Origin of the sequence: Nitrosospira sp. Nsp11, assembly GCF_900142705.1 — a bacterium.
Classification (GTDB): Bacteria; Pseudomonadota; Gammaproteobacteria; order Burkholderiales; family Nitrosomonadaceae; genus Nitrosospira.
The window spans coordinates 324,107-345,340 of the sequence record NZ_FRBV01000002.1; the positions used below are offsets into that span (position 1 = coordinate 324,107).

Genomic DNA, 21,234 nt, shown 5'->3' on the forward strand with positions numbered 1-21,234 from the left:
AAACATAGCAGCAAAAAATCCTCGTTCAGGTGTGGCCGCATTTTTACAATCTTTAGGTGAGGAATATGTTCGGTACCGCACCTATCAAATCCCATGCGACCAGACCCTTCCGCATTACTTGACAACTCGAAATAAAATCGGCGGGGGAGGGGGTTCAGGTACCAAATGGACTATTCGGGCCGTTCTTGGTCGCAATCTGAACCCACTGATCCGTGATTTCACGCAAATCCTCAAGTGAATCGGCATTAGAACGCTATTTGACTCCGGAACATGAAAGTGTTCAGGCCAGACGGCTTTCCACCGCTTGCCGTCACTAGCGGCGAATCCTTGATTTCCAGGATTTTGTCATAGTTAAACATGAAGCGAATGTTGCTGTTCACGTACCAGTTCACGGCAGCGGTAAAGTTTTTCATCTCACCTGCCCTGAAGGCGCCATCGTTCATATCTACTCCGGCGACACGTGCTGCCAACTCCCATGCGCCCCATCCTCCCTTGGAAAAACTGAAGTTCTGGGTTGGCTCCACTCTGTGAAACTTTCCTTCTTTGTAGTTGCGCGATTCCCCGGTGAGCGTCCACGCCGCTTCTCCGTACCAGCCATCGAAGCTTAGTGAATCCAGACCATTGCTGCGGCCAATCCAGCTATGGGTATATTCGCCTCCCGCACTGAACGGACCATATACGCCGCTGGCCTCCAGGCCGAGCATCTTGATGTCCTCGATATTTCCTATGGTGCTCGAATCAATCGGAAACAGGTTAGTCAGATGCGATGTTTCATGCCTGAATCTCACGCCATTAGCGGGACCGAATAGCTGGCCGCTGCCGCTCGGTTTGCGATAGTTTCCCGCCACACCTAAATGGACAACCTTTGTCTTTTCGTTAATGGGTGCAAAAGTGACACGTGAACTGGTTCCCCAGCTTTCATCAATGCTGTTGTTATTAGGGTCGATTGACTCGCCAAAAAGTCCGACCTGTCCAGTCCAGTTTTTACCACTGTGTGACACATTTAAGCCAATGGCACGATCTACGAGCGGTGCGTTAAGCACATTCATTAATGATCTTTCCATAAACATGAGGTCGTTGGAGCTTTCCTGTAACTCACGGCTGAAAGGCTGTTTCTGATGGCCGACGTTGACCTTTGCAAAATCCAGCCCTCTATATGAGATAAACATGTCCTTGACGCCGACACTGTTATCAGCGAAGTCGATCTGGCTCTTGAAATCCCAATCTTTAAAGAAAGTACCCGCAAACTCCAGGCGCCCCCTGCGCAACTCTGCACCATCATTGGCTTGAATTGGGGTGCCGTTCCTAAAGAAGAAATTATCATTGCTGCTATGGGTGTAATCCGTGTGGATCCGGCCCCCGATCTTGAACTTGAAATTCTTGTCTGCTGTTTCGAATTGCAAGCCGTTTTTATCCAGTTTGAGTTGCTTTTCGCTTTCTTTGACACGCTCCTCAATGGATTCAATCTTGCCGACGAGCTGTGCCCGCTCCGCCTTTTCTTTTAGTCTCGCGCTTCTGTCGCCCGACGTTGACTGGCCGGTTCTCTCTGCTTCCGACGCTGGCGTTGTATTGTTCGATGGAGCACGTTCGGCTCTCTCAAAATTACCTATAGGTTGCCGGTCAGATCCAGGCTCTCCATATATTTGCTTGGTTTTGGTATCAATATAAAGGTCAATCGCAAAAGCTCCGGACGATGTGCTTGCTCCCAAGACGGCTGCCGCTGCCAATATAAGTTTAGAAATCTTCAAAGCTATGCTCCCAGTTGTGAAGTTTATGGTTATGTTTATTTGTAAAACCGGGGCAAGAATAGGGGAAAGAGATGACCGCCTTATTAACCTTTGGTAACAGTTCTATGACAGTACCAAGGGCAGCGTTGAACGATGATGACTCGATCCGAATATGGGATGGCTTTCTACAATGGCCTCGAAACCGCCATGCATGGAGTAAATGAAGGAATAGTCTCCCCACGGACTGCCAAGCTACTGGACGTTTGCCGATTGGTTGTTACGGGATGGACGGAGGAACGCCTGGCCCCGTCCCGCTTTCGGATGCGCTCCGGAAGATCACTGTGAAGAAGCCTGAACAAGACTTCTTGCACATGGAATTCCTGCCGTTATTCCATGTTGTGAGAGAATGACAATATCAAGTACACGCCGCCCGGAGGCAAAGTTGCCATCCAGTGAGAAAAAATCTCCCCGGCCGGACTCGGATCAGCATCGGATGCATGCGTTGGCATTGCTGGCAGAGAAAATAGATCAGTTATTCCAGTCTTATCATTGCCTGGGGTAGGGGGAGGGGCCCGAAGAGGGGAATGGGCCGTCCGTGATAAAAACTTGTGAAAATGATGGGTGGAACTATTGGGGTGGAAAGCGCAGAAGATGCAGGCAGTACTTTTTGGATAGAATGCCGGCAGCTGAGAGCTGACCTGTTCGAGGTGGAGAACGGCCTAGCCTACCTGCTTGACCGCTTGTACTTAACCAACTACCAACAATTCCGAGTCTGCGCTATCTTCCCCCCGAGATTTAAAGGTTTAAATAGCAGTGGTTATTGGCAGTCTGCCACCTCATCATTTTCGTCGTATTACAGGCTGGCCTCACGCTTGAGCAATTCATCGATCTTGAGCCCCACTTCCGATTGGCCGTTAAATACCGTGCCAAGCTTCTTCTTGTTCAGGTGCTCTAGATTAGTGGCGTAAGCTTGTGCTGGCAGCGGAAAGTATTTAACTTCGCTTACCAAAGCCGGTCCTTTTTTCATATAGAACTCCACAAACTCCTTGACTCCGGGTTTTTCCGCCGCCTTGATATTCACGTAAATAAAAATCGGGCGTGATAATGGTTGGTAGCTTCCATCCTCCACCGTTTTTATGGATGGGGTAATACCGCCTTTATCTCCATCAACAGCGAGCGCTTTAACCTTTTTCTGATTTTCGAAGTAGTAAGCGAAGCCAAAAAACCCCAGCCCGTTTTTATCGCTCGCCACCCCCTGTACCAGCACGTTGTCATCTTCGGAAGCGGTGAAATCGCCCCGACTCGATTTGGCCTTTCCGACGATGGCTTCAGTAAAGTAGTCAAAGGTACCAGAGTCCGCTCCTGGACCGTAAAGCTTTATTGGCTCATCAGGCCATGCCGGGTTTACTTGATTCCATTTGGTTATTTTTCCCTGCGCGTCGGGCTCCCAAATCTTCTTTAATTCTGCGACGGTAATAACTTTAACCCAATCATTTCTTGGATTCACCACAACCGTCAACGCATCGTACGCCACTGGCATTTCAACGTATTGCACCCCGGCAGCTTTACAATTGTCCATTTCTTTTTTCGAGATGGGGCGCGAAGCGTTGGCGATATCTATTTCACCGCGGCAAAATTTCTTGAAGCCACCACCCGTGCCTGAAATACCAACTGTGACTTTAACGGCACCATTCTTTGCTATCTGAAAATCTTCCGCCACTGCTTCGGTAATGGGATAAACAGTGCTGGAACCGTCAATTTTTACAATTGGATCAGCATTCACAATACTGACACCTCCAAGCAGCGCACCCAATACCACTACTACTATCTCAATATCCCGCAATTTCAGCATTTCATTCTCCGCAAGATGGATCAGGAACCGCTTTCGTGACATCCCTGGCTATTAACTCAAGCCCCGTTGGTAACCAGGTCAGCGCCCCTGCATTAATTTATTGGTATAAGTATTTTTGCCTTGGTGCTTTTGGACCATTACGAAAATAGAAGAGGGTTTAACGCAACTCTGATATTTTCATCTGGTTATTCTCGTCTTCTTTAAGGGAAGACAATTGGGAGAGTACTGTCCGGTCATGTCGATATCATTTCGGTTTTGTGTCTGTTTTATGACGCTGCGGATTGGCTATAAACGAGAGGCGGAGTGATGGAGGCGATCACAGGAGAGTTCAAGCCGGCACGGCCGAAGATGCAGAGGCAATGAAAGGTGATGATGGGTCTTGATAACTTGTGGTTTTGTTCCTATCTCCTGAACTGAAGGACAGACTTGCCCTTACCGTGATCGAAAACCGATTTTTCTATTCTCAATCCGGCGGAACATTCAGGCGCCTGAAGGATATTAGCAAGGCCAGATCATAGGCGATCTTCAAAGCTCCACAAGCAATCAAAGGTGCACTCAGCAGCCCGCTGGCCAGCAAAGCGCCGGTCAAGGTTGGGCTCGCGATCGAAGCAAGGCTGCGGGATACCGCGGTGAAGCTTGCAGCGGCGGTGCGCTCAGCCGGGGTAACAACAGCCATTACATAGGCAGTACGTGTCGGCACATCCATCTGCGATAATGCACTCCGTACGAGCAGCAGAGCGAGTGCGACCTCGAGATTGGGGGCAATTGCAGCAAAAATGAGGCACACGTTAGCAGGGATGTGAGTGAAGACCATCGTGTTGAGCAGCCCGATCCTGCGCGCGATGACTGGTGCAGCAAGCTGGGATCCGGCAGACAAGAGCCCGGCGCAGAAGAAGAATGTACCGGCCTGTCCGAGCGACAATCCAAACCGCGCAAAGAGCCAAAGCGTCAGCAGCGAGTTTCCCAACAATCCCCCAGCAAACGCATCAATGCTGAATAACATGGCAAGCTTGAACACAATGCTGCGTGATGGCCCCAGCGGCTGTTGTAGCGGGGCAGTCTGGATCTCGATCGCCGGGAGAGTTCGATAGAGCAGCCAGACTGATCCGCCGAGTAGACCATACAGCACGAACATTGCGCGCAGGCCATCAATTAAGGAAAGGCCGGACCATGGCGCGAGCCAGGATGGGATGCCGGCGGCTAACGCGCCAACAGCGGCGCTCAGTGAGCCAATAAGCGAATAACGAGCGAACAGCGTGGTTCTTGCGTTGCCGCTAGCCGCCTGCGCCAGGCGGGCATGCTCCAACGGCAAAAATACGCTTACATCGGCTGAACCCGGATTAAGGGTTCCTACGAATGCGACAACAAATAGAGGCCAAAACGATGAAACGCTCGCGAAGCTAAAGCCGGTAATTGCCATTAACAAGGCAGCGAACAGCAGCAGCCAACGAGTTGTCCATCTGTAGCCAATCGCACCGAGCCCCAGCATCGCCAAAGCTGATCCGGCTAACGTTGCTGTATTTAAAAAGCCTACGTCCAGCTGATCAAATCCCAACGCCAGCAGATAAGCGGGCAAAAGGACAGCAACATAGCCATCGCCAAAGGCGCGCAGCGCGCGAGCTGCCAGTAATGGAAAAGCTGTTTCAGCTACTCCCGCGGGCATGAGCAAACGGGTAAGTATCCTGTGCCCCACGCCCGCTTTCACTAATTTGCTCCTCCATCTGTGATCTATCTATAAGGTAATGCCGATTTTGTCACTGAGGATTATTCGGCGTTACATTGTGCATCAAATGCCTTTTCCTTTTTAATGGTTTTGCCAGCTGATGCTGATACTCAACACCCTGGCGTGCGAAAACCCTTTATTGCAATCGATAATATGATCATCTGAATAGATGTATTCGGCTGGGGGTACACCGAAGCCTGACGTGATGTGGACCGCTTACAATGAGGTGGGCACATTCGCTATTCGGTGACGCTCGACCTGATGCTTATGTGGTTGTGGATCGGGGAATTGCCGCTAATTAAGTCCCCAATTATTTTGGAGGACGAGTAAATTATCCATCGCGCTTATCTGTGAAGCGGCATCGATAGCGCCATTCATAGCGACAGAATCCGAAACATCACCGGTGATCTGGTCAAAAACACCGCCCTTGGCAAAATGTATTTTCTGGGCCTTCTGCCAGCCGCCGGACACCTCGTCAACAGTAAACAGCTCAAGGTGGGGAAAACGGTCTTCGTACCTGGCGGCCACGGACCGATCGCGGGGACGGTAATAGTGCTTGGCGGCGATATGCTGTGCCTGGGGTGTATATAGATATTCGATGTATGAAGCCGCTAGACCGCGCGCGCCTTTCCCATGTGCGACCCCATGTGCAACCGGGTCCACTACGCTAATAACGGGTTCAGCAACTATTGACCTAGACGGGGTAACGATTTCAAACTTATCGTTTCCGTTATTCTGAACGATCCGGTGCGCTTCATTTTCCCATGTGAGGAGTACATCGCCTATGTTGAGCAAGACAAAGGCAGTAGTGGAGCTTTCCGGCTTTTCATCCTTATAATCCACCGCCCTGGCGTTGGCAAACAATTGGCTGACAAACTCACGGGCGGTTTGTTCACTGCCGCCTGATTGCCTGATTGCATATCCCCAGGCCGCCAGATAATTCCAGCGGCCGCTTTCAGAGCGCTTTGGGTTCGGGCTAACTACTTTTATATCAGGGCGCACGAGATCGCTCCAGTCCTGCAGTTCCTTTGGGTTGCCTTTCCGTACGAGAAACACGATGGTTGAGGTATAGGCTGAAGGATAAGGGCCAGTCTGAAAATCCTGCGCTAAAAGCCCGCGGGGGCCTGGTGCAATAAGTCGTTCCTTATCATCCAGCTTGTCTTCATCGTAGAACAGCGCGAGGGCTGGAATATCAAGTCCATCGACCGTAATATGCACCGGCTTCCCCGACTTGCTCCGCGCCTGCTCAACCTCGATATCCAGGCCCGTTCGGGTTTTCCAATGAGAGGCGAACGCAACATTCAAATCCTCATGTAACCGCCCTGCGGGGCCGGGTGCAGGACGACCGGGAAAATTATTCAGGGTGGCGTAGGCAGCGCCCAGGCTCACCAGCACTATAAATATACCAACAGCAAAATGAGAAGTATTGAGACTCATCTTTCATTTCCTCCAGTTGCCCACCAGCCTTGCTCTAAGCAACCAATAAGGTGGGGGAGTTGCGATCAGCGTTAATGGGGGCTATCCCGACGCTGGGCCCTGTACTATTTTTCCAGAGCACTACCGATTCAGGAAAACCGACAAGCTCTTCCTCGTGCACATAGGGGGATAAAGAACCATAGGTTCCTTGCGGATCGTATGGCAGGTTGGAAATAACGTTATTCATGCGCTCGATATAGCCCTCTTGAGTCCGTACATACACCGCGTATTCAAACATGGTCACTCCCTTAATAAGATTCGGTTTGCGCATCTTACTGTGGGTTTGTTACAGTATTTTTAAGGGGACTATCCACGGCTTTGGGGGGCTACTCACAAGAGGAGGGGATCTGCAAGAGGACAGCAAAAAGCACAAAATAAAGGTCAAGTAATATATGACCGTTGTACAAATAGTACTTTCTGCTTTTCCCCCTGTTACAAATCTCCATAAAATGACCGTTTTTCGGTGAGCGTGAAAAACGGATCGGCTAGATCCATTTCTGGCTGAAAACATCTCCTGAAACTATCTCTTGAAATTAACTCTCGGAAAGCGAACGCAAAATCGAGTTTCGGAGAGAAATTGAAAATGAAAATTGGATACGCCGGGATAGAACACGAGCATTAAATTAGCTTAAAAACTATGGCCCTTTACATGTACTACCAACATTCGATTTGATGAATTAGCTTGTAGGAAGGCGTTTGCGAGTGCTATGGTGTGGTAAAGAAGGAGTTTGACCGCTTATTCCATGATGCACGGGAGTACGAGCACAGCCGGTTTACCAAGGGCATCATTGCTGCGACCGATAAGAAGCGCGGCAATAACAAAAAAACCCGCCGAAGCGGGTTAGAGCAGGAATGCTGGGCTGCGGAGCTTAAAGCCCGTCCGCTGCGTCCTTTACCGCGTCCTTGGCGTCTCCATATTTCTTTTGGGCTTTGCCGGAAACTTGTTTGCCGAGGCCTTTGGCTTCATGCTCTTTACTTCCTACGCCCTGCCGGCCTCTTCCCGGACTTTTCCTGCGATGTCTTTCGCGGTTCCTTTCACTTGATCTTTATTCATGATCGATCTCCGGTTAAAAGCTTACGTCTGAATCGCCGTTACCAGTTGCTACTGAAACAGCATTGGAAATCAGATCAATCTCTTTTAATGGCTGATACTGTTCGGTGTATCACATTCGAGACCTAAACAGAAACGGTAGCGTTCCCCTGCTGGCTTTTGACCTGATTTGATTGATCTTTAACACGATCGAACAAGGTATAACCCGCCTTTGTGTTTTTTGCGCGATACATGGCAGCATCAGCGTTCGCCACCAATTCCAAGCTGGTCTCTCCATCATTTGGATATAGAGCAATACCGATGCTCGGTTCCACAATTAGCGTCAGATCACCAATTATTACGGGTTGCGCAACACGCTCGAACATCTCTTCTGCAACTTTTTGAATACTCTCAAGGTCTTGCGGATTGACCAACAGATAAAGAAACTCATCGCCGCCATAGCGGCAAAGAGTATCCTCAAGACGGACGCGCCCTTGCATACGTTGCGCTACTGCCTGTAGTACTTCGTCACCGATGACATGCCCGTAGGTGTCGTTAATCAGCTTGAAGCGATCGAGATCGATAAACATCACCGCCAAAACCCAATCGTTCCGTCTAGCCAGAGCAATTGCCTGCTCAATGCGAACGTTGAATAACTCCCGATTGGGTATACCTGTCGCGGCATCGGGTAACGAACGTTGTTTTGCTTTCTCCATTGCCTGATTCGCGCGCGCCAATATGTCTTCAGTATCGGACAAGGTGCGTTCCGCTACAGTCAGCTTTTCCGTAATTTCCCTAAGTTTGGAGTCGCGCTTGTTGTGGTAGTCAATTTCTTGTTCCAGGGTTTTATTGACTTCATCAAGCTTGATAGCGCAGTCCTGCACCTGATTTTCCACGCGTTCGCTTTGTACTAGTGCTTTTTTTCGCTGCCGCAGAGTAATGCCTGCCTTCATATCTTTACTGCTGGCAGTGAGGACCCACGTTCAACCCTGATGTTTACCATGCTAAGTGCCTTCACACAGTTTGAGCGATCTCTCATCAAGGAGAGGCAGCGTGAAGGCATCGCCCTGGCAAAAGCCAAAGGAACAGTCTACAAGGGGAGGAAACCAGCGCTCAATACAGAGAGGATTGCTCAGCTACGCGAGCAGGCTGCAACTGGGGCTAACCGGACAAAACTGGCAAAGAAGTTTGGCATAAGCAGGGAGACTCTTTACCAGTACATTCGATTGCAGAGGTAGCATTGGTGCCGCGACATAAATCCGTCACCCATAGCAATGGCCATACTGTGTTGCTGCACTCCTGGAGCAATGGCAGATTCCATAGTCGTTCTTTCTGGCATTAGCGGAGGCCTTGGTGTAAACGCTGGATAGTATTACTAACGAGTGGTTCTGCTAGTGATTAAGACTGCTGCTGATCTTCTGAAAGCGTTCACAGATGCGAAACGCGCAAAGCTTGATGGGGAAGAACTGACCCATGGCCCAACAATCGACGCAATGTATGAAGGCCTAACAAAGGAAATGTTGATCGAAGTCTTCCCGAAGAGCTAGGACTCCGTGTCGTGCCTGGATTCGCATATTTCAACGGCGAACTTAGTGGCGAGCTCAGTCGCCATCTTCATTCTCCCGCGCAAGTTGCGACTTGAGATGATAGGCATCGATGTCAAAGTCTCTGCTGTCCGAGACCGCGGCCAGTACCAGGGGCGTAACGCGCTCGCGCTCCTCCTCGGTTTCGAAGTTTGTGAAGTTGGCCGCAGCTGCCTCGGCGAACAGTTTCTCCGACAGCCGCTTTGCCTTTACTTCATGACTCTCTATGTCGGAATTGGCGCCTGGAGGGATGTTTTCCTCGATCCATGTGTCGACCCACCTCAGGAAGCGATTGCTCATGACTGCCCACCCATCTTTTGCGTTGAGTTTGGCGCCGGTCGCCCCTCATGGGAGCATTTTACCCATGATAAAATAGGTTATCAAGGGTAAAAGCTAGTAGTAATTTTCCGGGATTTTTCGATCGTGTGATTATTGATAACCTTTTATCGATAATACATTGCACATGAGTTAACGTCGAGGACATGCTCAGGCTTGTTAGGGAAATGAATGACCGGGGAGTATCGGTTGACTTCATCAACGAAAATATGAGTTTTACTGCTGGCAGTGAGGATCCGCGTTCCACCGCACCACGAGGGCACTCACATCCTTGATCGAAAGGTTGCCGAAACGCGCGTATACGTTGACACTGAATGTTTCTTCTATTTTTCTATGGGTCGACGGCGCCAGCGTGCGCTGCTTGATATTGAGCCACTGCTCGGCGACGCACCTGAAGGTATTGGTCGCGGAAGTGGCTTTTTTCGCATTCTGTATTCGCTTGTTTTGGACCGGATCTATGCCATCAGCCACCAGTTGGCATGCAGCCTTCGCTGCTGCCCTGGCATCGGCTAGGCCCATCGTGGGATAAACGCCCAGTTGCAGCGTTTTTTCCTTGCCGTGAAGCGTGTAACGATGCTGGAAGTATTTGGAGCCGTTGGGGTGCAACAGCAGGTTCAGGCCTTTTCCATCGCGTAACTTGCGCGGCTTGTCCCCTGGCTTTGCGTTGCGTACTTCAATTGCGGATAGGAGCTCTGAGGCCATGACGGGTAAAATATTCTCCGGGTAAATTATTTACCCGTCTTTTTACCCGGAAGTCAACGGAGGCAAGAGGATGTCTCTGGACGCTAATTAACAAAATATTCTTGTTTATTAACGACTTTTGGACTTATTAGGACTGCTTTGGACTACGCTTTGGTGCCCGGAGCCGGAATCGAACCGGCATGGGCGATTAAGCCCGAGGGATTTTAAGTCCCTTGTGTCTACCAATTTCACCATCCGGGCACGTTGATTTCAATAACTTTTTTACGTCAGGTTACGTCAGTTTTGCCCATGTTTTACCAGCAAGGTTGGTACAAAAACTGGGCAATGATAAAAGCATAATGCTATTTCTCCCTGCGCAGCATCTTACCCATTGCAGCAACGCCTTGCTTAAGGTGACTTGTCTCAAGATGAGAGTACAGGTCAGCCGTGATCGCAATGGTAGAGTGTCCTAACAAGTCGCGCAAGGCTACCAGATTTCCGCCTGATTGCAAGAACCAACTTGCGTATGTGTGCCGCAGGTCATGGAAGCGAACGTGATCCAGCCCAGCGGTTGCGCGCGCCTTTTCAAAATATGTCCGGAGAGTTGAGTAAGTAATATCCAATGGTAAGGGAATGGCCAGCGCTTCATCTGGTATAGGCACAAGCCGGGGCTTGCCCGACTTCGCTACTTTTATGAAGATGCAGCCATCGCGGATATGGTCAGGCATAAGGTTCAGCAATTCGGTTTCCCGTAATCCCGACATGCACGCCAGCAGGATTGCATCAGCCACCCTTGGGTGCTCGCATACCGCAGCAAGGTTTGATGCTTGTTCGGGAGTAAGGTAAATGTCGCGGCGCGCTTCGCCGGACAGAAGTTTGATTCGCTGTCCTAAACTTTGGTCTAGCCATCCCCACTGATCGTGGGCTAGATTCGCTACGCGGCGCAGGATGGCAAGGCGGCGGTTTATGGTGGCAGGTTTTAATCCGGACTTTATGCCATCTGCTTTTATCGTTTCTGCAACCTTGACGATTTCATGCAGAGGGACGCCAGAACAGTATGGTTCAATGGCCGACACTTTGCAGAGTAAATTCTGGTAACTTTTGAGTATCTTCGCCTCTCCGGTCAACCACTTTACCAACGCCTCTTCAATAGTTCTTTTTGGGGCATGCCCGAGACGGCCCGCTACAGCATCCTTTCTGATCTTCGCTTCTAGCTGAAGCGCGTCTTGGCGCGTCGCTCCCCGTCCAAGAGAGACTTCAACGCCCCGACCTTTGATTTGTAGGCGGGCATACCAAATGTCGCCACGTTTCCGGGGCATATTTCCGTTTTCTCCGTATATGTGCGCAGCCGGGAAATATAAGCGTTTAAGTCAGATTCCGCAATTAGAACCCTGCCTCGAACCCGGCAGACAGCTATTTCGCCGTCGTTGATTTCCCGCTCGAGCGTTCGCCGGGAGATTGATAACCGCTCTGCTGCTTGCGGAATTGTTAAAAGCCGTGTCACTTCAACCTTCCCTCAAGTGATACCGCAACTCAACCCTTCTTGCCGCATCCCTCAACTTGCTTGGCGTGCATAGTTTCATGGCCTCAATGCCGATCGCCATCATGGTTTCCAACTCCGCTCGCTCGTCGTCGCCCCATTTCATCAACTCAGCAACGCACGAGATAAGCCGCTGATCTTTCATCTTCGAGATAGATTGAGCGAGATATTCCAGATCATTCCTCGGCAAGTTACCAGCGCCTTGCAGCAACTCTTTCGCCCGAGCTGTGCAACCGTCTATGATGGTTTGTTTGTCGAGTAGAGCGCTCACTTCAACCGTCCCTCATCCCTAAGCCTATCCTTCAACTCGGGACCAACCTTCGGCAGCGGCATCCATGCGGCCATACCGATCTGCCAGAGGCCTATAGTCGCGATCCCGCCAGCGTTGAGCATGAGTATCTTCGATCCCTTCGGCGGAGTCGAATCGTCTGGATGTAGCCATTCTCCGGGCGGCGCAGCGTGGTATCTCATTGCCCAATCCTTTTGAATTCAATTGCCCAAACGAAAGGATTGGCGTCCCAACTACCCGCGCCGTTGATGGTTTCCCATAGGATTTTGTAGCAAGCGACGGCGGACTCAAGTGTCTGGATTTCGCCAAAATAGTCGCCCACCCAATAAATGTGATCGATTTCCGAGTGGTCATGCTCTACCCCTTCGGCATAGCAGTCAGCCTCGCTTATATCCTGCAAGCGTTCGGCGCGAACGGCGGTAATTTCGAGCAGGATGCGGCTAAACTTGCGTGGCATGAAAATAGAAGGGCGCCAGCCGCCGAGCATCTTTGCAGCGCCCTCTGGAAAATCTCCGTCAGCGCGAAAATGTATCTCGTCCGCTGTTGCGCGCAGATGAGTCTCCCGCACCCATAGCCTGTCGCCGGGTTGGCCGTAGGGACAGCGTTCCTCAATCAACCGAGCTATGTCGGTTCGGTGCTGCCACAAATGCATTCCGCCGTTTCTACGGTCAGCCTGATTTCCGGTAAGTGAATCAGTTTCTAGATAGCGCCAGCAATCATGGGTTGCCTGCACCCCATCTTTTCCGCGCAGTTTCACAACCCGCCTCGTCTGCGTCTTGCGGCCATCAAGCAACGCTTGAACCATCGGTGCACTAAATAAAATTGGGCGTTCTTTCATGATTCCCTCGCCTTCGCTTCAGCTTTCAATGATGAGTACGAAACGCCGTCAAGCGCGCTGTCGAAGTGGAATCCTGCCGCCGTGAACAGCCGGACATTCTTGAGCGTCTCGAGTAGCAGCCAGCCATGAGCTTCGGTAAGACTCTGGCCGGTAATGGCGTTAAAAGCCTGAACAGTCGCCGCCATGCTGCGCTCACCTTCCGGCTTGTCGTAATCCCTGGCGCGCTCGTCCTGGATGCGTACAGCCGCTTTCAGGAAGTCTTGGGATGATTTCATATCGCAAATCTCCGGTATTTATCGTACAACTCCATGCTGTGCGGCAAATGCTTTCGAACAAGTTGGTCGACTGCTTCAGCATATTTTTGAGTGGGGCCCTGAGCATGGCCATGATCCCGCCGTGCCAGAACGTTCATGAGATTATGCAGATCACATTGCCATATCCAATGGGTGTAGTGGTTGACGTGTAGGAATAGGCGCGCTTGCTCCATGGCTATGCCGTTTTCGATGGCCGCTTCATACCTCGCGTAGCTGTCGCGGCAGGCGTCGTCCAACGATATTTGGAAAGCCCTTGCCTTCCCCACTTCCCCCGGATTAAAGACATCGACAGGTCGCCCGCCCTGCTTCTTATCAGTTGTTTGTAAGACGACTTCATCCAGAGTCGGGATATACCATTCCTTGGGCAATTGAACGTACCGAGCAGACGCTTCGTTCAATCGCGCCGTTCTGTGACGAACAAACTGGCGCGCGACGAAGATAGGGAGCTTCATTTCTAGCCACACCACAACTTGCTCGAAGGGACCGGTATGCCAGTTCTTCATAAGGTAGCTATCGAGGCGTAAATCTTCCTCTCTCGCACGATCCTTATCCTGTCCCTCGAATGAGAAGCGAGCTGCGTTGGCAGGGTCGGTATCGTCGGCGTCAAATGCTGCATCGGGGCGTCTGGTTGGTCCAGACATGTTCCTCAACAGAACAAAGCCATGATCGAGTACGGGGAGCTTATTCATCTACTTTCCCCTCACTTTCGCTATCGACGAAGCATCGCATTGCAGCGATTAGTTGCGTATGGCCAAACTGAAAGACTCCATCTTTTTTTATTTCCATTGGAATCTCTGCATACCATGCGCCGTTTATTCGCGGTATGGTACTTATCTTCGCCTGCTCCATGAGCGGGCCACCTTGCGCCCAATTCTCCGAAGGCTTCCACTGCGCCACATGACATCTATACCGATTCTCGTTGGCAGGATCGAACCAGACCGGGATGGCGCCCCACATCCGCTGCTGCCAGCCGAGAGCTAGGGCCACTTGATCGTTTAGCGCTTCGCCGGATAGCGCTGATACCTTGATCTTGCTCATGACTTCCCCCATAAATCCATTTGTGCCGGCACGGCGAATGCCTTCTTGCGAGCGCTCGCCGCCCATTCCAACAAGGTGAAGCAGAACCCTCTTTGAGTTTGTATCCCCGCTCGCCGACGTGCCTCCTGTAGATAAACTCTGGCGCGATGTATCGCCGCCTCTCTGTCCGTCACGATCCGCTACTCCCAAACCCATTCTCCCCGCGCTCAGTCTCATCCAGTTCGTCAACGACTACCGGATTCCAGAGTTCGACTTTCTGGATGACGAGCTGGGCTATGCGGTCGCCAGCCTTTATTTCGAATTGCCAGCGCTTTACGGTTGTGAGCGCCACTATCAATTCACCGCGATAATCGCTATCGATCAGCCCTGCAAGTCGATCAACTCCATGCCTTATCGCCAGTCCAGAACGCGGATGAATAACGCCTGCGTATCCCGTCGGGATCGCCATCGCTACTCCTGTCTTAACCATCGCGATCTGATTCGGCAACACAATACAATCGTCCAGAGCATACAAATCCAGTCCCGCGTCGGTCGCATTCGCCCGAGTCGGAACCTTAGCGTCGGGATGAAGCAATTTAATTTTCAGCATGATTTATCCTTGTTCAGTTCGGCGCGGAGGTTATCGGCAGTTGGTCCAGAGCCAAGCAGATCAAGAATCCTTAATGCTTCCGCCGCCTTCCTCAGTCCGTTGTCGGCGGGGGTGTTTGGCGACGCGACAGGCAGAGGGGAATGTTTCGGTTTTGCCGCTTGCTTTGCTCGAATCTGCTCAACCTTCTGCCAAATCCTTGCAAGCTCGACATCTCCGGATTTGTGCATGTCCAGTCCATGCGAAAGACAGAGCGCTGCTAGTGTCACCATTACCCCGCCAATCTCTTGGTGGATCATGCCCACTGGTCTGCCGTAAACATAATCAACTAACTGATGCGCCTCGTCCTGCGAGCATGCGCACGCCTGCACAAGCTCCAATGCCTCTTCCAGAAATCTGTGATTTCGTTCCACCTTATCAGCGGAGATTTTCTCGCCGAAGCACGCCATCATCCATGGCTGCACGCGATACTGGAATGCTACCGGCTCAACCTCTGGCGCTGGCGGTGTCCATGTAACATCTTCCGGGCGCATGGCCTTAATGCTGCCGTCACTCATCAGATAATCATTTATCCCAGTCGAGCCGCCGTAGGAATGGACGCGCGTAGCAACTGGCTCAACCTCCTGCGCTGGCGGTGTCGAGCGCAGCCTTGTCAACTCGATTAAGCAGTCTTGCAGCACAACATCAGGATCGGTTGCCTCGACAGGAATTCGCATTGCGGCATAACCGCTTTTTATCCGCTCTATCGCAGTCTCAATGCGCTCTTCGAGCGGCATGCCGGAATCTCGCATCGCAGGGAACCGTTCAACAGCTAATTGCATTGCCACTGGCGGCGTCGGGGCGGCTGCGAGTGCCACGGAAGCTTTATTCAGAAAGCTAGTAAGTCGGGACGCCTCATGGCCGTAAAGCGCGACTTCGATTTGTCCTAGTCCGTCCTGTACATTAATTTTGACTATTTTCATTTCGTCTCCTTCATTGCGGCGTCGATTGTTTGCACGGATAGATTGACCTCAAATCCATAAGCCTCATCGACCCTGGCTTCTAAAGCATATATTCCGCCATCAATTAGCCATTTGAGCCGCTCCGAATCTTTCTGCAACCGCTCAATCCCACATCTGCTATTCGCTGCTACATCGCATTTCTCGTGGAATAGAATAGAAACGCGCTCCACTTCGGCCTTGAGCGCGACGTTTTCATCCGTTAGCCGCCCGATCTCCGTTTTAAAAATCCCTTTGTGCAGAGCGAGGTTGTTGATTACGTCGTTATCCACCCGCTTCTCGAACTCTCTATTTCCCATTTTCAACCTCCTTCAGCCGCTTAACTTCAGCCCTGAGTTCTTCGATTTCATCTTTAGCCAGATACCATTGCAACGTACGAAAGCTGAACCCAAGCTTCTTAGCCACCGCGTCCAGGCTACGTGTTTTCAGAGCCTTTTTGACCCAATGCCGCTTCTCTTGATACCTATCCCAAGCGGAGGTCTCTACCGTTTTTCTTTGGGATTTAAACTTCAGTCTCGCGGCTTTTAGCTCGGGGATTTTCCCGATATATTGGTTTAACCAAACTACCGAGCATCCGATGAGGTCAGCTATTTCTGCGCTGGATTTGCGATCTGCAACCATCAAGCGGATCAAATCATGATTGCGTTCGCATACAGGCTGCTTGTCGATAATACGTGGCGAAACTAACAGCCCGTCCCATGAGCCTGCCGGGATAAACTCACCCCTTTGCAAGCGCCGGACTATTTGCGTTGATTCGCTCATAGCTGCATTCCTTGCTTAATCGGCATATCGAGTTCGATAGTCGGAGCGCAGTCGTACGTTACGACGGATAACTGAGGCTCTGCGCTGGCCGGTTCAAACCGAACGGACAGGGCGATAACTAGCAAGATAGCCAGCACGAAAGACGCAGCGCGATCTTTGTTGATCTTGGGGCGGGCCCTGAAGTTTTTCATGTCGGTGTTCTTCATTTCTTCCGGGCCTCCAGTAATGCATCCGCTTGCCTGTATGCATCTACAGCCACCGCCTCTAACTTATCTGCGAAGGTTATTGACCTATCTCCAAACGATGCGGCAAGTAGCGTCTGCATCGCCTTCGCTGCGAAATAATCCCTGAGTGTCATGCCAGGGTTATATGCGGTCGTGTAATCTCCTGAATTACCAACCTCTTCCATTCCCGGAAATGCTGCGCCGCCGTTATTTTCTATGCTCATATCGATCCCCTTCAAAAAGGTGTGTCGTCATCCATATCGGAAAAATCACCCTTTGGCGCGTCACCCGAAGGCTTACTCTGCTGGCGCGGCTCAGATTGCCGTGATTCGCCGCTTGGTTTATCACCCATCATCTTCATATCGCTGGCGATGATGTCCGTGGTATAGCGCTCAACGCCCGCCTTATCAGTCCATTTGCGAGTCTCAAGCCGCCCCTCTACGTATACCGGGCGACCTTTTTTCAGGTACTCGCCGGCGATTTCAGCGAGCTTGCGATAAAAGGTGACGCGATGCCATTCGGTTTTTTCCTGTTTTTCGCCGTTTTTATCCTTCCAATTTTCCGTGGTTGCCAAAGTGATATTGGTCACCGCGTCGCCATTTGGCATGTAACGCGTCTCAGGATCCTTGCCCAAATTGCCAATGAGTATTACCTTGTTTACTGATGCCATTTAAGTTGTCCTTTTACTGGCTAAAACATGCGGTCGATGATCTCGACCAGATAGGCGGCGTTTACTTTTGCCGGGTCTTTCGCTTTCACGTCATCGATAATCTGTATAAAGTATGCAGAGTCAACGCCAGTCAACTGATCCTCTAAAACCGCTGGGTTTGTCAGGTCAAGCTCGCTTATTTGCATCATCATTTTCAGCACTTGCCCGGCATTGATAACCCATCCGCGCTTTATGAATTTACGCAGGCGCATAACCGAGCAGACGGGATATTTGCTGCCAACGTAAACCAATTCTTTTGCCAACAAAGCCTCAAGGGCCAGGGGTCTTAGGGCCAGATTGCCATCCCAGATAGACCAGTAGTTGGTGCAATGGACGAAATCGTAGTTCTCGTGGATCTCGTTCGGTTCACCGTAGAACCGCAAAACTATTTGCATCTTGTGGGATAGGGTTATCGCGTTTGTGGAGAGGAATACAGGCCGATACTTTGGGGCGTCATCGTCAACGGCCGATAGCGCCGCCTGCTCAGCATCGTTGTACGTGTCCTCTATTTCCCCGGTATCTTGTAGCGTGCGAGCTTCTCCGGCTGTTTCGCCTCGACGCCCAGACTCAACGACTATCCGGATGCGCCCATCGTCCTCTTCTTGAGCCTTAATCCCTGCGTTGTTGGCATCGTTGAACTTGCCAACGTAGTAATTAGCAACCGCCCAAGCGGCCTCTTTTGTTCTGAAGTAAATGTCAAAATCATTTACCGGCTCATTCAGAAGCATTGATGCAATTGCGCCTCCGGTAACAATCGTATTCGCTCCGGCCAGAGCCTTTACTTTCTCGTCCTCGATAGAGTCAAGCCAACGGCCAATTTCCTTGTTGAGCACCGCTTTAATTGTCTTTGCTCTCATTACGCTCTCCTTGCTTCTGCTGGCGATTGGGTAACATCAAGGTATGAATCAATCTCCCTCATGACCGCCGAGAGTTCCGTGATGGGCGCGAATTTCTTACGGAAACACACAAGTTCATGGCGGGCGAGGGCAACGAGAGCGGAGTTGCCGGACGGACCGGATGGCGAGCTGGCGCATGCCTTTACTGGTATCGGCCTTATTAGTGACTCTACGGGCTTCGGCGCATCAACTGGCTTAATTGCTGACGCTTGCTCAGCACGCACCTTTTCTTCAGCTTTTTTTTGCTCTTCAGCCCGGATGCTCGCACGCTCTTCTTCCAACTTCTTCGCTTCGTCGGCCTTATGCTGATCGATGCGATTTTTAACCAGCATTTGGAAGTCGTCTTCGGGCTTTTGGATAATCTGCTGGAGGTCCGGAAAAAGGAGTTCGTAACCCTTAGAGTTTTCCTTGTGCCAGGCCAACTTCGCACGAACGTCCTTCGCGACCGAGTCAGCCGCTATTTTGGCGTTTGCAATCGCGGTATTTACCGAATCATGCAAACTGGCCAAAGTTCGCTTGTTCCTTGCGGCGGCAATAAGGTCGGGTTGTTGAACAACAAGGCGGATAGGATGAATCTCTGCATCAAGGGTGGCGATGTGATCCGCAAATGCCGTCTTCGCCTTCCTGATAATGTCTTCCTTAATCTGCTCCTTACGCGCCTTTACCATCCTCTCCAGCATCAACCGAGTCTTACGTGCCGTATCCGCATACAGAGCAACAGTACGGCGCATCTCGTCAACGTCAGCGGCTTGCGCGAGTGCGCTGGCTTCAGCTGCCTCAAGCGCATCCTGTGCCTTCTGGAGCGTCTTTACAGCGGCTTCAGCGTTCGCGAACCCCTGATCGTCAGTCGGCTCAAGATCGAGGCCATCCACGAACTCATTCAGTTTTTGGCCGAACAGATCAAGATTGGAAATAATGCTGATCTGGCCGGAAGTCTGGATGCTCAGGGAGGGTAGTTGCATTACGGCTTCGGCTTCGGGCTTCTCGGGCCGAACTGCCGGGATGTAATCTGCGAGGTCGCGGGCGAATTGATGCCAGCCCTGAATGATGCGCTCCCTTAACTCCATGTCTGGCTCATACCAGAAGTGCTTTGCTTCCAGCAGGTTTCCTTGGTCATCCCAATTGGATGCAAGAAATAGAACCTTCTCCGCGCCGGACACAAGGCACTGTTGCTCCATTTGGATGTGATACATTTCATCCAGATCAGCTACAGTTTGCGCGGCGCGAATAGCGTCATTCAGGCGTTTGTGCTCATAAGCAATATGCTCGAGCATCGTTAAGCCATCGAAGCTCGCTGAATGTTTGGCCTCTGTTCCTGTGACTGGATACAGCGACTCGCCGACTATTTCTTCTGCCAGCGAACGCGCAAGATTCTCGAATCTATGCCCCTCGTCGAACCGACGCTGTGTGTGCGAATCAACCTCTGGCGCAATGCCTGTATGTAATTCATGAAGAAATTCTGAGCGAGTCTTGTATTTCGACACACCCATCATCGCCGGGGCATCGGAGGCGTTCCAGTGTGTGCGGCGGTGAGCATGCCACTCGGGCGAGCCTTGCTCTAAGTCATGAACTTGCATGTTATTTACCCTCCTGTGCTGGCGCCCAAGATGCTATTTCTACCTTCTGCTCATCTGTCAGCGTTTCCTTGGTTTGTATGGTCGCGATAAGGGCGTTCACAGCTTTCTTGCCGGACTGGATGACTGCTTTCCAGCCTTCTTTCCGCTTCTCGAAACTATCTGCGGTACATACAGGCTTTCCGCCGCCATTACCTGCCGGGGAATCTCCTTGCTCAGCCTTGTTCTGCATAACGCTCTGCCAACTTGCCTCTCCGTCCTTGATCGCGCCGTAGATGCCGCGGAGTGTCACGATCTGCGCAGGAGAGCATTTTTCCAGACCATGCCCCAGGTAACCGGTCAGGTCGGTAGCGGTCACGCCAATTGCCGCGAACGCATCAACGATCTTCCGGCGCTCTGCATCGGGGTCCTTGGCTGCATCATCCAGGCGAATGCGCTTGATGATTTCCTCTGCCTCGTCGCACAGATCGCCTGGGATAATGCGCAGCCCAATGGTGCGGATGGCTTTCGAAATCAGGGCGCCGCGCTTGTTGAGCAGGTCGTCATCGGTTCCGAGAATGGTGAACGTATCCTTGCCGTAGCTGTTCTTGCGTACGCTGATATACGAGCCGTCGCTGTTCGGCTTTGCGCGCTCGACGGTCTTGGAAACCCGTACGTCCAGCGGGTAGGTGATGTTTGCCTCAAGGTCGGTAACTGATACGCGGTGAACCTCTTTAACCTCATCCTCGAAGATCATGGTCGTTTCAACCAGAACGTTCTTCATGCAGCGAAGAGCGACCTCAACAAAGCGGATACCCAGCCCCTCCACACCGTTACCGATAGGCTTGATGTAGTAGGCGCTCTTGTTATTGGCAAACGAAGGTCGGCGGCATTCTTTGATGAGGTCTGTCCGCACCTGATCCCAATTGCGCGGGTTGCGCATAGCCATGATGTAACGTGATTCAATCATTGCCTTGGATTGAGCCGCCACAGCGGTTGATGCTGTCTCGACGACCGCCATTGTTTGACTTGTTCCGCCAAACTCCTGGCGGGTTGATAGGGCTGTGTTCATTGTTTTT

Annotated in this window: 29 protein-coding genes and 1 tRNA gene; 3 read left to right on the forward strand and 27 right to left on the reverse strand. The window is 51.3% G+C overall.

The window, feature by feature from the left end; translation table 11 throughout:
- Positions 1–245: 245 nt before the first annotated feature.
- Positions 246–1,748, reverse strand: coding sequence for an OprO/OprP family phosphate-selective porin (locus BUA28_RS04495; protein ID WP_072766915.1), 1,503 nt, complete (start codon positions 1,746–1,748; stop codon positions 246–248).
- A 385-nt stretch (positions 1,749–2,133) separates the two neighbouring features.
- On the opposite strand from BUA28_RS04495, the gene BUA28_RS15785 reads away from it, so the two are divergent.
- Positions 2,134–2,289, forward strand: a complete 156-nt coding sequence (locus BUA28_RS15785; protein ID WP_178297886.1) for a hypothetical protein — start codon at positions 2,134–2,136, stop codon at positions 2,287–2,289.
- A gap of 291 nt (positions 2,290–2,580) precedes the next feature.
- Here the strand turns inward: BUA28_RS15785 and BUA28_RS04500 are convergent, their stop codons facing one another.
- From BUA28_RS04500 to BUA28_RS04515, 4 genes are all read right to left on the reverse strand, one after another.
- Positions 2,581–3,579, reverse strand: coding sequence for a PstS family phosphate ABC transporter substrate-binding protein (locus BUA28_RS04500; RefSeq protein WP_072766916.1), 999 nt, complete (start codon positions 3,577–3,579; stop codon positions 2,581–2,583).
- Positions 3,580–4,042: 463 nt separating this feature from the next.
- Positions 4,043–5,284 (reverse strand): MFS transporter, encoded by a 1,242-nt coding sequence (locus tag BUA28_RS04505; protein ID WP_083569869.1) that lies wholly within the window; start codon positions 5,282–5,284, stop codon positions 4,043–4,045.
- Between the two features lie 312 nt (positions 5,285–5,596).
- Complete coding sequence (locus tag BUA28_RS04510; RefSeq protein ID WP_083569870.1) at positions 5,597–6,739, reverse strand: sulfate ABC transporter substrate-binding protein; 1,143 nt, start codon at positions 6,737–6,739, stop codon at positions 5,597–5,599.
- A gap of 34 nt (positions 6,740–6,773) precedes the next feature.
- Positions 6,774–7,016 (reverse strand): hypothetical protein, encoded by a 243-nt coding sequence (locus tag BUA28_RS04515; RefSeq protein ID WP_072766917.1) that lies wholly within the window; start codon positions 7,014–7,016, stop codon positions 6,774–6,776.
- Positions 7,017–7,490: 474 nt separating this feature from the next.
- Here BUA28_RS04515 and BUA28_RS15790 point away from each other — a divergent pair, with 474 nt between their 5' ends.
- Positions 7,491–7,958 (forward strand): hypothetical protein, encoded by a 468-nt coding sequence (locus tag BUA28_RS15790; RefSeq protein WP_178297888.1) that lies wholly within the window; start codon positions 7,491–7,493, stop codon positions 7,956–7,958.
- Here the strand turns inward: BUA28_RS15790 and BUA28_RS04525 are convergent.
- Positions 7,955–8,761, reverse strand: a complete 807-nt coding sequence (locus BUA28_RS04525) for a GGDEF domain-containing protein (RefSeq protein WP_072766918.1) — start codon at positions 8,759–8,761, stop codon at positions 7,955–7,957. The genes BUA28_RS15790 and BUA28_RS04525 overlap by 4 nt on opposite strands.
- A gap of 39 nt (positions 8,762–8,800) precedes the next feature.
- On the opposite strand from BUA28_RS04525, the gene BUA28_RS04530 reads away from it, so the two are divergent.
- A complete protein-coding gene (locus BUA28_RS04530; protein ID WP_143148433.1) occupies positions 8,801–9,046 on the forward strand; it encodes a recombinase family protein in 246 nt (81 codons plus the stop codon).
- Between the two features lie 363 nt (positions 9,047–9,409).
- Here BUA28_RS04530 and BUA28_RS04535 read toward each other — a convergent pair whose 3' ends face one another.
- From BUA28_RS04535 to BUA28_RS04635, 21 genes are all read right to left on the reverse strand, one after another.
- Positions 9,410–9,691 carry a DUF768 domain-containing protein gene (locus tag BUA28_RS04535; protein ID WP_072766920.1) on the reverse strand — a complete coding sequence of 94 codons (282 nt, stop codon included), beginning with the start codon at positions 9,689–9,691 and terminating at the stop codon, positions 9,410–9,412.
- Positions 9,692–9,943: 252 nt separating this feature from the next.
- The gene (locus BUA28_RS04540; protein ID WP_072766921.1) at positions 9,944–10,429 is read right to left on the reverse strand and encodes a tyrosine-type recombinase/integrase; all 486 of its coding nucleotides are present in this window, start codon (positions 10,427–10,429) and stop codon (positions 9,944–9,946) included.
- A gap of 151 nt (positions 10,430–10,580) precedes the next feature.
- Positions 10,581–10,669 (reverse strand) — tRNA-Leu (locus BUA28_RS04545).
- A gap of 101 nt (positions 10,670–10,770) precedes the next feature.
- Positions 10,771–11,727, reverse strand: coding sequence for a tyrosine-type recombinase/integrase (locus BUA28_RS04550; RefSeq protein ID WP_083569871.1), 957 nt, complete (start codon positions 11,725–11,727; stop codon positions 10,771–10,773).
- Positions 11,619–11,912 (reverse strand): helix-turn-helix domain-containing protein, encoded by a 294-nt coding sequence (locus BUA28_RS16380; RefSeq protein WP_072766923.1) that lies wholly within the window; start codon positions 11,910–11,912, stop codon positions 11,619–11,621. Before BUA28_RS16380 ends, BUA28_RS04550 begins: the two co-directional genes overlap by 109 nt.
- Before the next feature lies 1 nt (position 11,913).
- Positions 11,914–12,219 carry a hypothetical protein gene (locus BUA28_RS04560; RefSeq protein WP_072766924.1) on the reverse strand — a complete coding sequence of 102 codons (306 nt, stop codon included), beginning with the start codon at positions 12,217–12,219 and terminating at the stop codon, positions 11,914–11,916.
- Positions 12,216–12,419, reverse strand: a complete 204-nt coding sequence (locus BUA28_RS04565; RefSeq protein WP_072766925.1) for a hypothetical protein — start codon at positions 12,417–12,419, stop codon at positions 12,216–12,218. Before BUA28_RS04565 ends, BUA28_RS04560 begins: the two co-directional genes overlap by 4 nt.
- Complete coding sequence (locus BUA28_RS04570; RefSeq protein ID WP_072766926.1) at positions 12,416–13,075, reverse strand: hypothetical protein; 660 nt, start codon at positions 13,073–13,075, stop codon at positions 12,416–12,418. The genes BUA28_RS04565 and BUA28_RS04570 overlap by 4 nt, the downstream gene beginning before the upstream one ends.
- A complete protein-coding gene (locus tag BUA28_RS04575) occupies positions 13,072–13,350 on the reverse strand; it encodes a hypothetical protein (protein WP_072766927.1) in 279 nt (92 codons plus the stop codon). Before BUA28_RS04575 ends, BUA28_RS04570 begins: the two co-directional genes overlap by 4 nt.
- Entirely contained in the window at positions 13,347–14,078 is a 732-nt protein-coding gene (gene thyX, locus BUA28_RS04580) for an FAD-dependent thymidylate synthase (RefSeq protein WP_072766928.1), read from the reverse strand. Before thyX ends, BUA28_RS04575 begins: the two co-directional genes overlap by 4 nt.
- A complete protein-coding gene (locus BUA28_RS04585; RefSeq protein ID WP_178297890.1) occupies positions 14,071–14,616 on the reverse strand; it encodes a phage protein NinX family protein in 546 nt (181 codons plus the stop codon). The genes thyX and BUA28_RS04585 overlap by 8 nt, the downstream gene beginning before the upstream one ends.
- Positions 14,597–15,016, reverse strand: a complete 420-nt coding sequence (gene dut / locus BUA28_RS04590; protein ID WP_072766930.1) for a dUTP diphosphatase — start codon at positions 15,014–15,016, stop codon at positions 14,597–14,599. Before dut ends, BUA28_RS04585 begins: the two co-directional genes overlap by 20 nt.
- Positions 15,010–15,975: a hypothetical protein gene (locus BUA28_RS16055; RefSeq protein ID WP_218587227.1), complete on the reverse strand. Its 966-nt coding sequence runs from the start codon at positions 15,973–15,975 to the stop codon at positions 15,010–15,012. The genes dut and BUA28_RS16055 overlap by 7 nt, the downstream gene beginning before the upstream one ends.
- Positions 15,972–16,310 carry a hypothetical protein gene (locus tag BUA28_RS04600; RefSeq protein WP_072766931.1) on the reverse strand — a complete coding sequence of 113 codons (339 nt, stop codon included), beginning with the start codon at positions 16,308–16,310 and terminating at the stop codon, positions 15,972–15,974. The genes BUA28_RS16055 and BUA28_RS04600 overlap by 4 nt, the downstream gene beginning before the upstream one ends.
- Positions 16,300–16,773 (reverse strand): hypothetical protein, encoded by a 474-nt coding sequence (locus tag BUA28_RS04605; RefSeq protein WP_072766932.1) that lies wholly within the window; start codon positions 16,771–16,773, stop codon positions 16,300–16,302. Before BUA28_RS04605 ends, BUA28_RS04600 begins: the two co-directional genes overlap by 11 nt.
- The gene (locus tag BUA28_RS04610) at positions 16,770–16,979 is read right to left on the reverse strand and encodes a hypothetical protein (protein WP_072766933.1); all 210 of its coding nucleotides are present in this window, start codon (positions 16,977–16,979) and stop codon (positions 16,770–16,772) included. The genes BUA28_RS04605 and BUA28_RS04610 overlap by 4 nt, the downstream gene beginning before the upstream one ends.
- The gene (locus BUA28_RS04615; protein ID WP_143148435.1) at positions 16,976–17,221 is read right to left on the reverse strand and encodes a hypothetical protein; all 246 of its coding nucleotides are present in this window, start codon (positions 17,219–17,221) and stop codon (positions 16,976–16,978) included. Before BUA28_RS04615 ends, BUA28_RS04610 begins: the two co-directional genes overlap by 4 nt.
- A gap of 11 nt (positions 17,222–17,232) precedes the next feature.
- Complete coding sequence (gene ssb / locus BUA28_RS04620) at positions 17,233–17,667, reverse strand: single-stranded DNA-binding protein (protein WP_072766934.1); 435 nt, start codon at positions 17,665–17,667, stop codon at positions 17,233–17,235.
- A gap of 20 nt (positions 17,668–17,687) precedes the next feature.
- Positions 17,688–18,563 (reverse strand): Gabija anti-defense Gad2 family protein, encoded by an 876-nt coding sequence (locus BUA28_RS04625; RefSeq protein ID WP_072766935.1) that lies wholly within the window; start codon positions 18,561–18,563, stop codon positions 17,688–17,690.
- The gene (locus BUA28_RS04630) at positions 18,563–20,179 is read right to left on the reverse strand and encodes a YqaJ viral recombinase family protein (protein ID WP_072766936.1); all 1,617 of its coding nucleotides are present in this window, start codon (positions 20,177–20,179) and stop codon (positions 18,563–18,565) included. Before BUA28_RS04630 ends, BUA28_RS04625 begins: the two co-directional genes overlap by 1 nt.
- Position 20,180: 1 nt before the next feature.
- The gene (locus BUA28_RS04635) at positions 20,181–21,227 is read right to left on the reverse strand and encodes a hypothetical protein (RefSeq protein ID WP_072766937.1); all 1,047 of its coding nucleotides are present in this window, start codon (positions 21,225–21,227) and stop codon (positions 20,181–20,183) included.
- Between the last annotated feature and the right edge of the window lie 7 nt (positions 21,228–21,234).

Coding starts and splice junctions, on each gene's coding strand:
- BUA28_RS15785 (WP_178297886.1), top strand. CDS start 2,134: ATGACAATATCAAGTACACGCCGCCCGGAGGCAAAGTTGCCATCCAGT.
- BUA28_RS04500 (WP_072766916.1), bottom strand. CDS start 3,579: ATGCTGAAATTGCGGGATATTGAGATAGTAGTAGTGGTATTGGGTGCG.
- BUA28_RS04510 (WP_083569870.1), bottom strand. CDS start 6,739: ATGAGTCTCAATACTTCTCATTTTGCTGTTGGTATATTTATAGTGCTG.
- BUA28_RS04515 (WP_072766917.1), bottom strand. CDS start 7,016: ATGTTTGAATACGCGGTGTATGTACGGACTCAAGAGGGCTATATCGAG.
- BUA28_RS04525 (WP_072766918.1), bottom strand. CDS start 8,761: ATGAAGGCAGGCATTACTCTGCGGCAGCGAAAAAAAGCACTAGTACAA.
- BUA28_RS04530 (WP_143148433.1), top strand. CDS start 8,801: ATGTTTACCATGCTAAGTGCCTTCACACAGTTTGAGCGATCTCTCATC.
- BUA28_RS04535 (WP_072766920.1), bottom strand. CDS start 9,691: ATGAGCAATCGCTTCCTGAGGTGGGTCGACACATGGATCGAGGAAAAC.
- BUA28_RS04540 (WP_072766921.1), bottom strand. CDS start 10,429: ATGGCCTCAGAGCTCCTATCCGCAATTGAAGTACGCAACGCAAAGCCA.
- BUA28_RS04550 (WP_083569871.1), bottom strand. CDS start 11,727: ATGCCCCGGAAACGTGGCGACATTTGGTATGCCCGCCTACAAATCAAA.
- BUA28_RS04565 (WP_072766925.1), bottom strand. CDS start 12,419: ATGAGATACCACGCTGCGCCGCCCGGAGAATGGCTACATCCAGACGAT.
- BUA28_RS04570 (WP_072766926.1), bottom strand. CDS start 13,075: ATGAAAGAACGCCCAATTTTATTTAGTGCACCGATGGTTCAAGCGTTG.
- BUA28_RS04575 (WP_072766927.1), bottom strand. CDS start 13,350: ATGAAATCATCCCAAGACTTCCTGAAAGCGGCTGTACGCATCCAGGAC.
- thyX (WP_072766928.1), bottom strand. CDS start 14,078: ATGAATAAGCTCCCCGTACTCGATCATGGCTTTGTTCTGTTGAGGAAC.
- dut (WP_072766930.1), bottom strand. CDS start 15,016: ATGCTGAAAATTAAATTGCTTCATCCCGACGCTAAGGTTCCGACTCGG.
- BUA28_RS16055 (WP_218587227.1), bottom strand. CDS start 15,975: ATGAAAATAGTCAAAATTAATGTACAGGACGGACTAGGACAAATCGAA.
- BUA28_RS04600 (WP_072766931.1), bottom strand. CDS start 16,310: ATGGGAAATAGAGAGTTCGAGAAGCGGGTGGATAACGACGTAATCAAC.
- BUA28_RS04605 (WP_072766932.1), bottom strand. CDS start 16,773: ATGAGCGAATCAACGCAAATAGTCCGGCGCTTGCAAAGGGGTGAGTTT.
- BUA28_RS04610 (WP_072766933.1), bottom strand. CDS start 16,979: ATGAAGAACACCGACATGAAAAACTTCAGGGCCCGCCCCAAGATCAAC.
- BUA28_RS04615 (WP_143148435.1), bottom strand. CDS start 17,221: ATGAGCATAGAAAATAACGGCGGCGCAGCATTTCCGGGAATGGAAGAG.
- ssb (WP_072766934.1), bottom strand. CDS start 17,667: ATGGCATCAGTAAACAAGGTAATACTCATTGGCAATTTGGGCAAGGAT.
- BUA28_RS04625 (WP_072766935.1), bottom strand. CDS start 18,563: ATGAGAGCAAAGACAATTAAAGCGGTGCTCAACAAGGAAATTGGCCGT.
- BUA28_RS04630 (WP_072766936.1), bottom strand. CDS start 20,179: ATGCAAGTTCATGACTTAGAGCAAGGCTCGCCCGAGTGGCATGCTCAC.
- BUA28_RS04635 (WP_072766937.1), bottom strand. CDS start 21,227: ATGAACACAGCCCTATCAACCCGCCAGGAGTTTGGCGGAACAAGTCAA.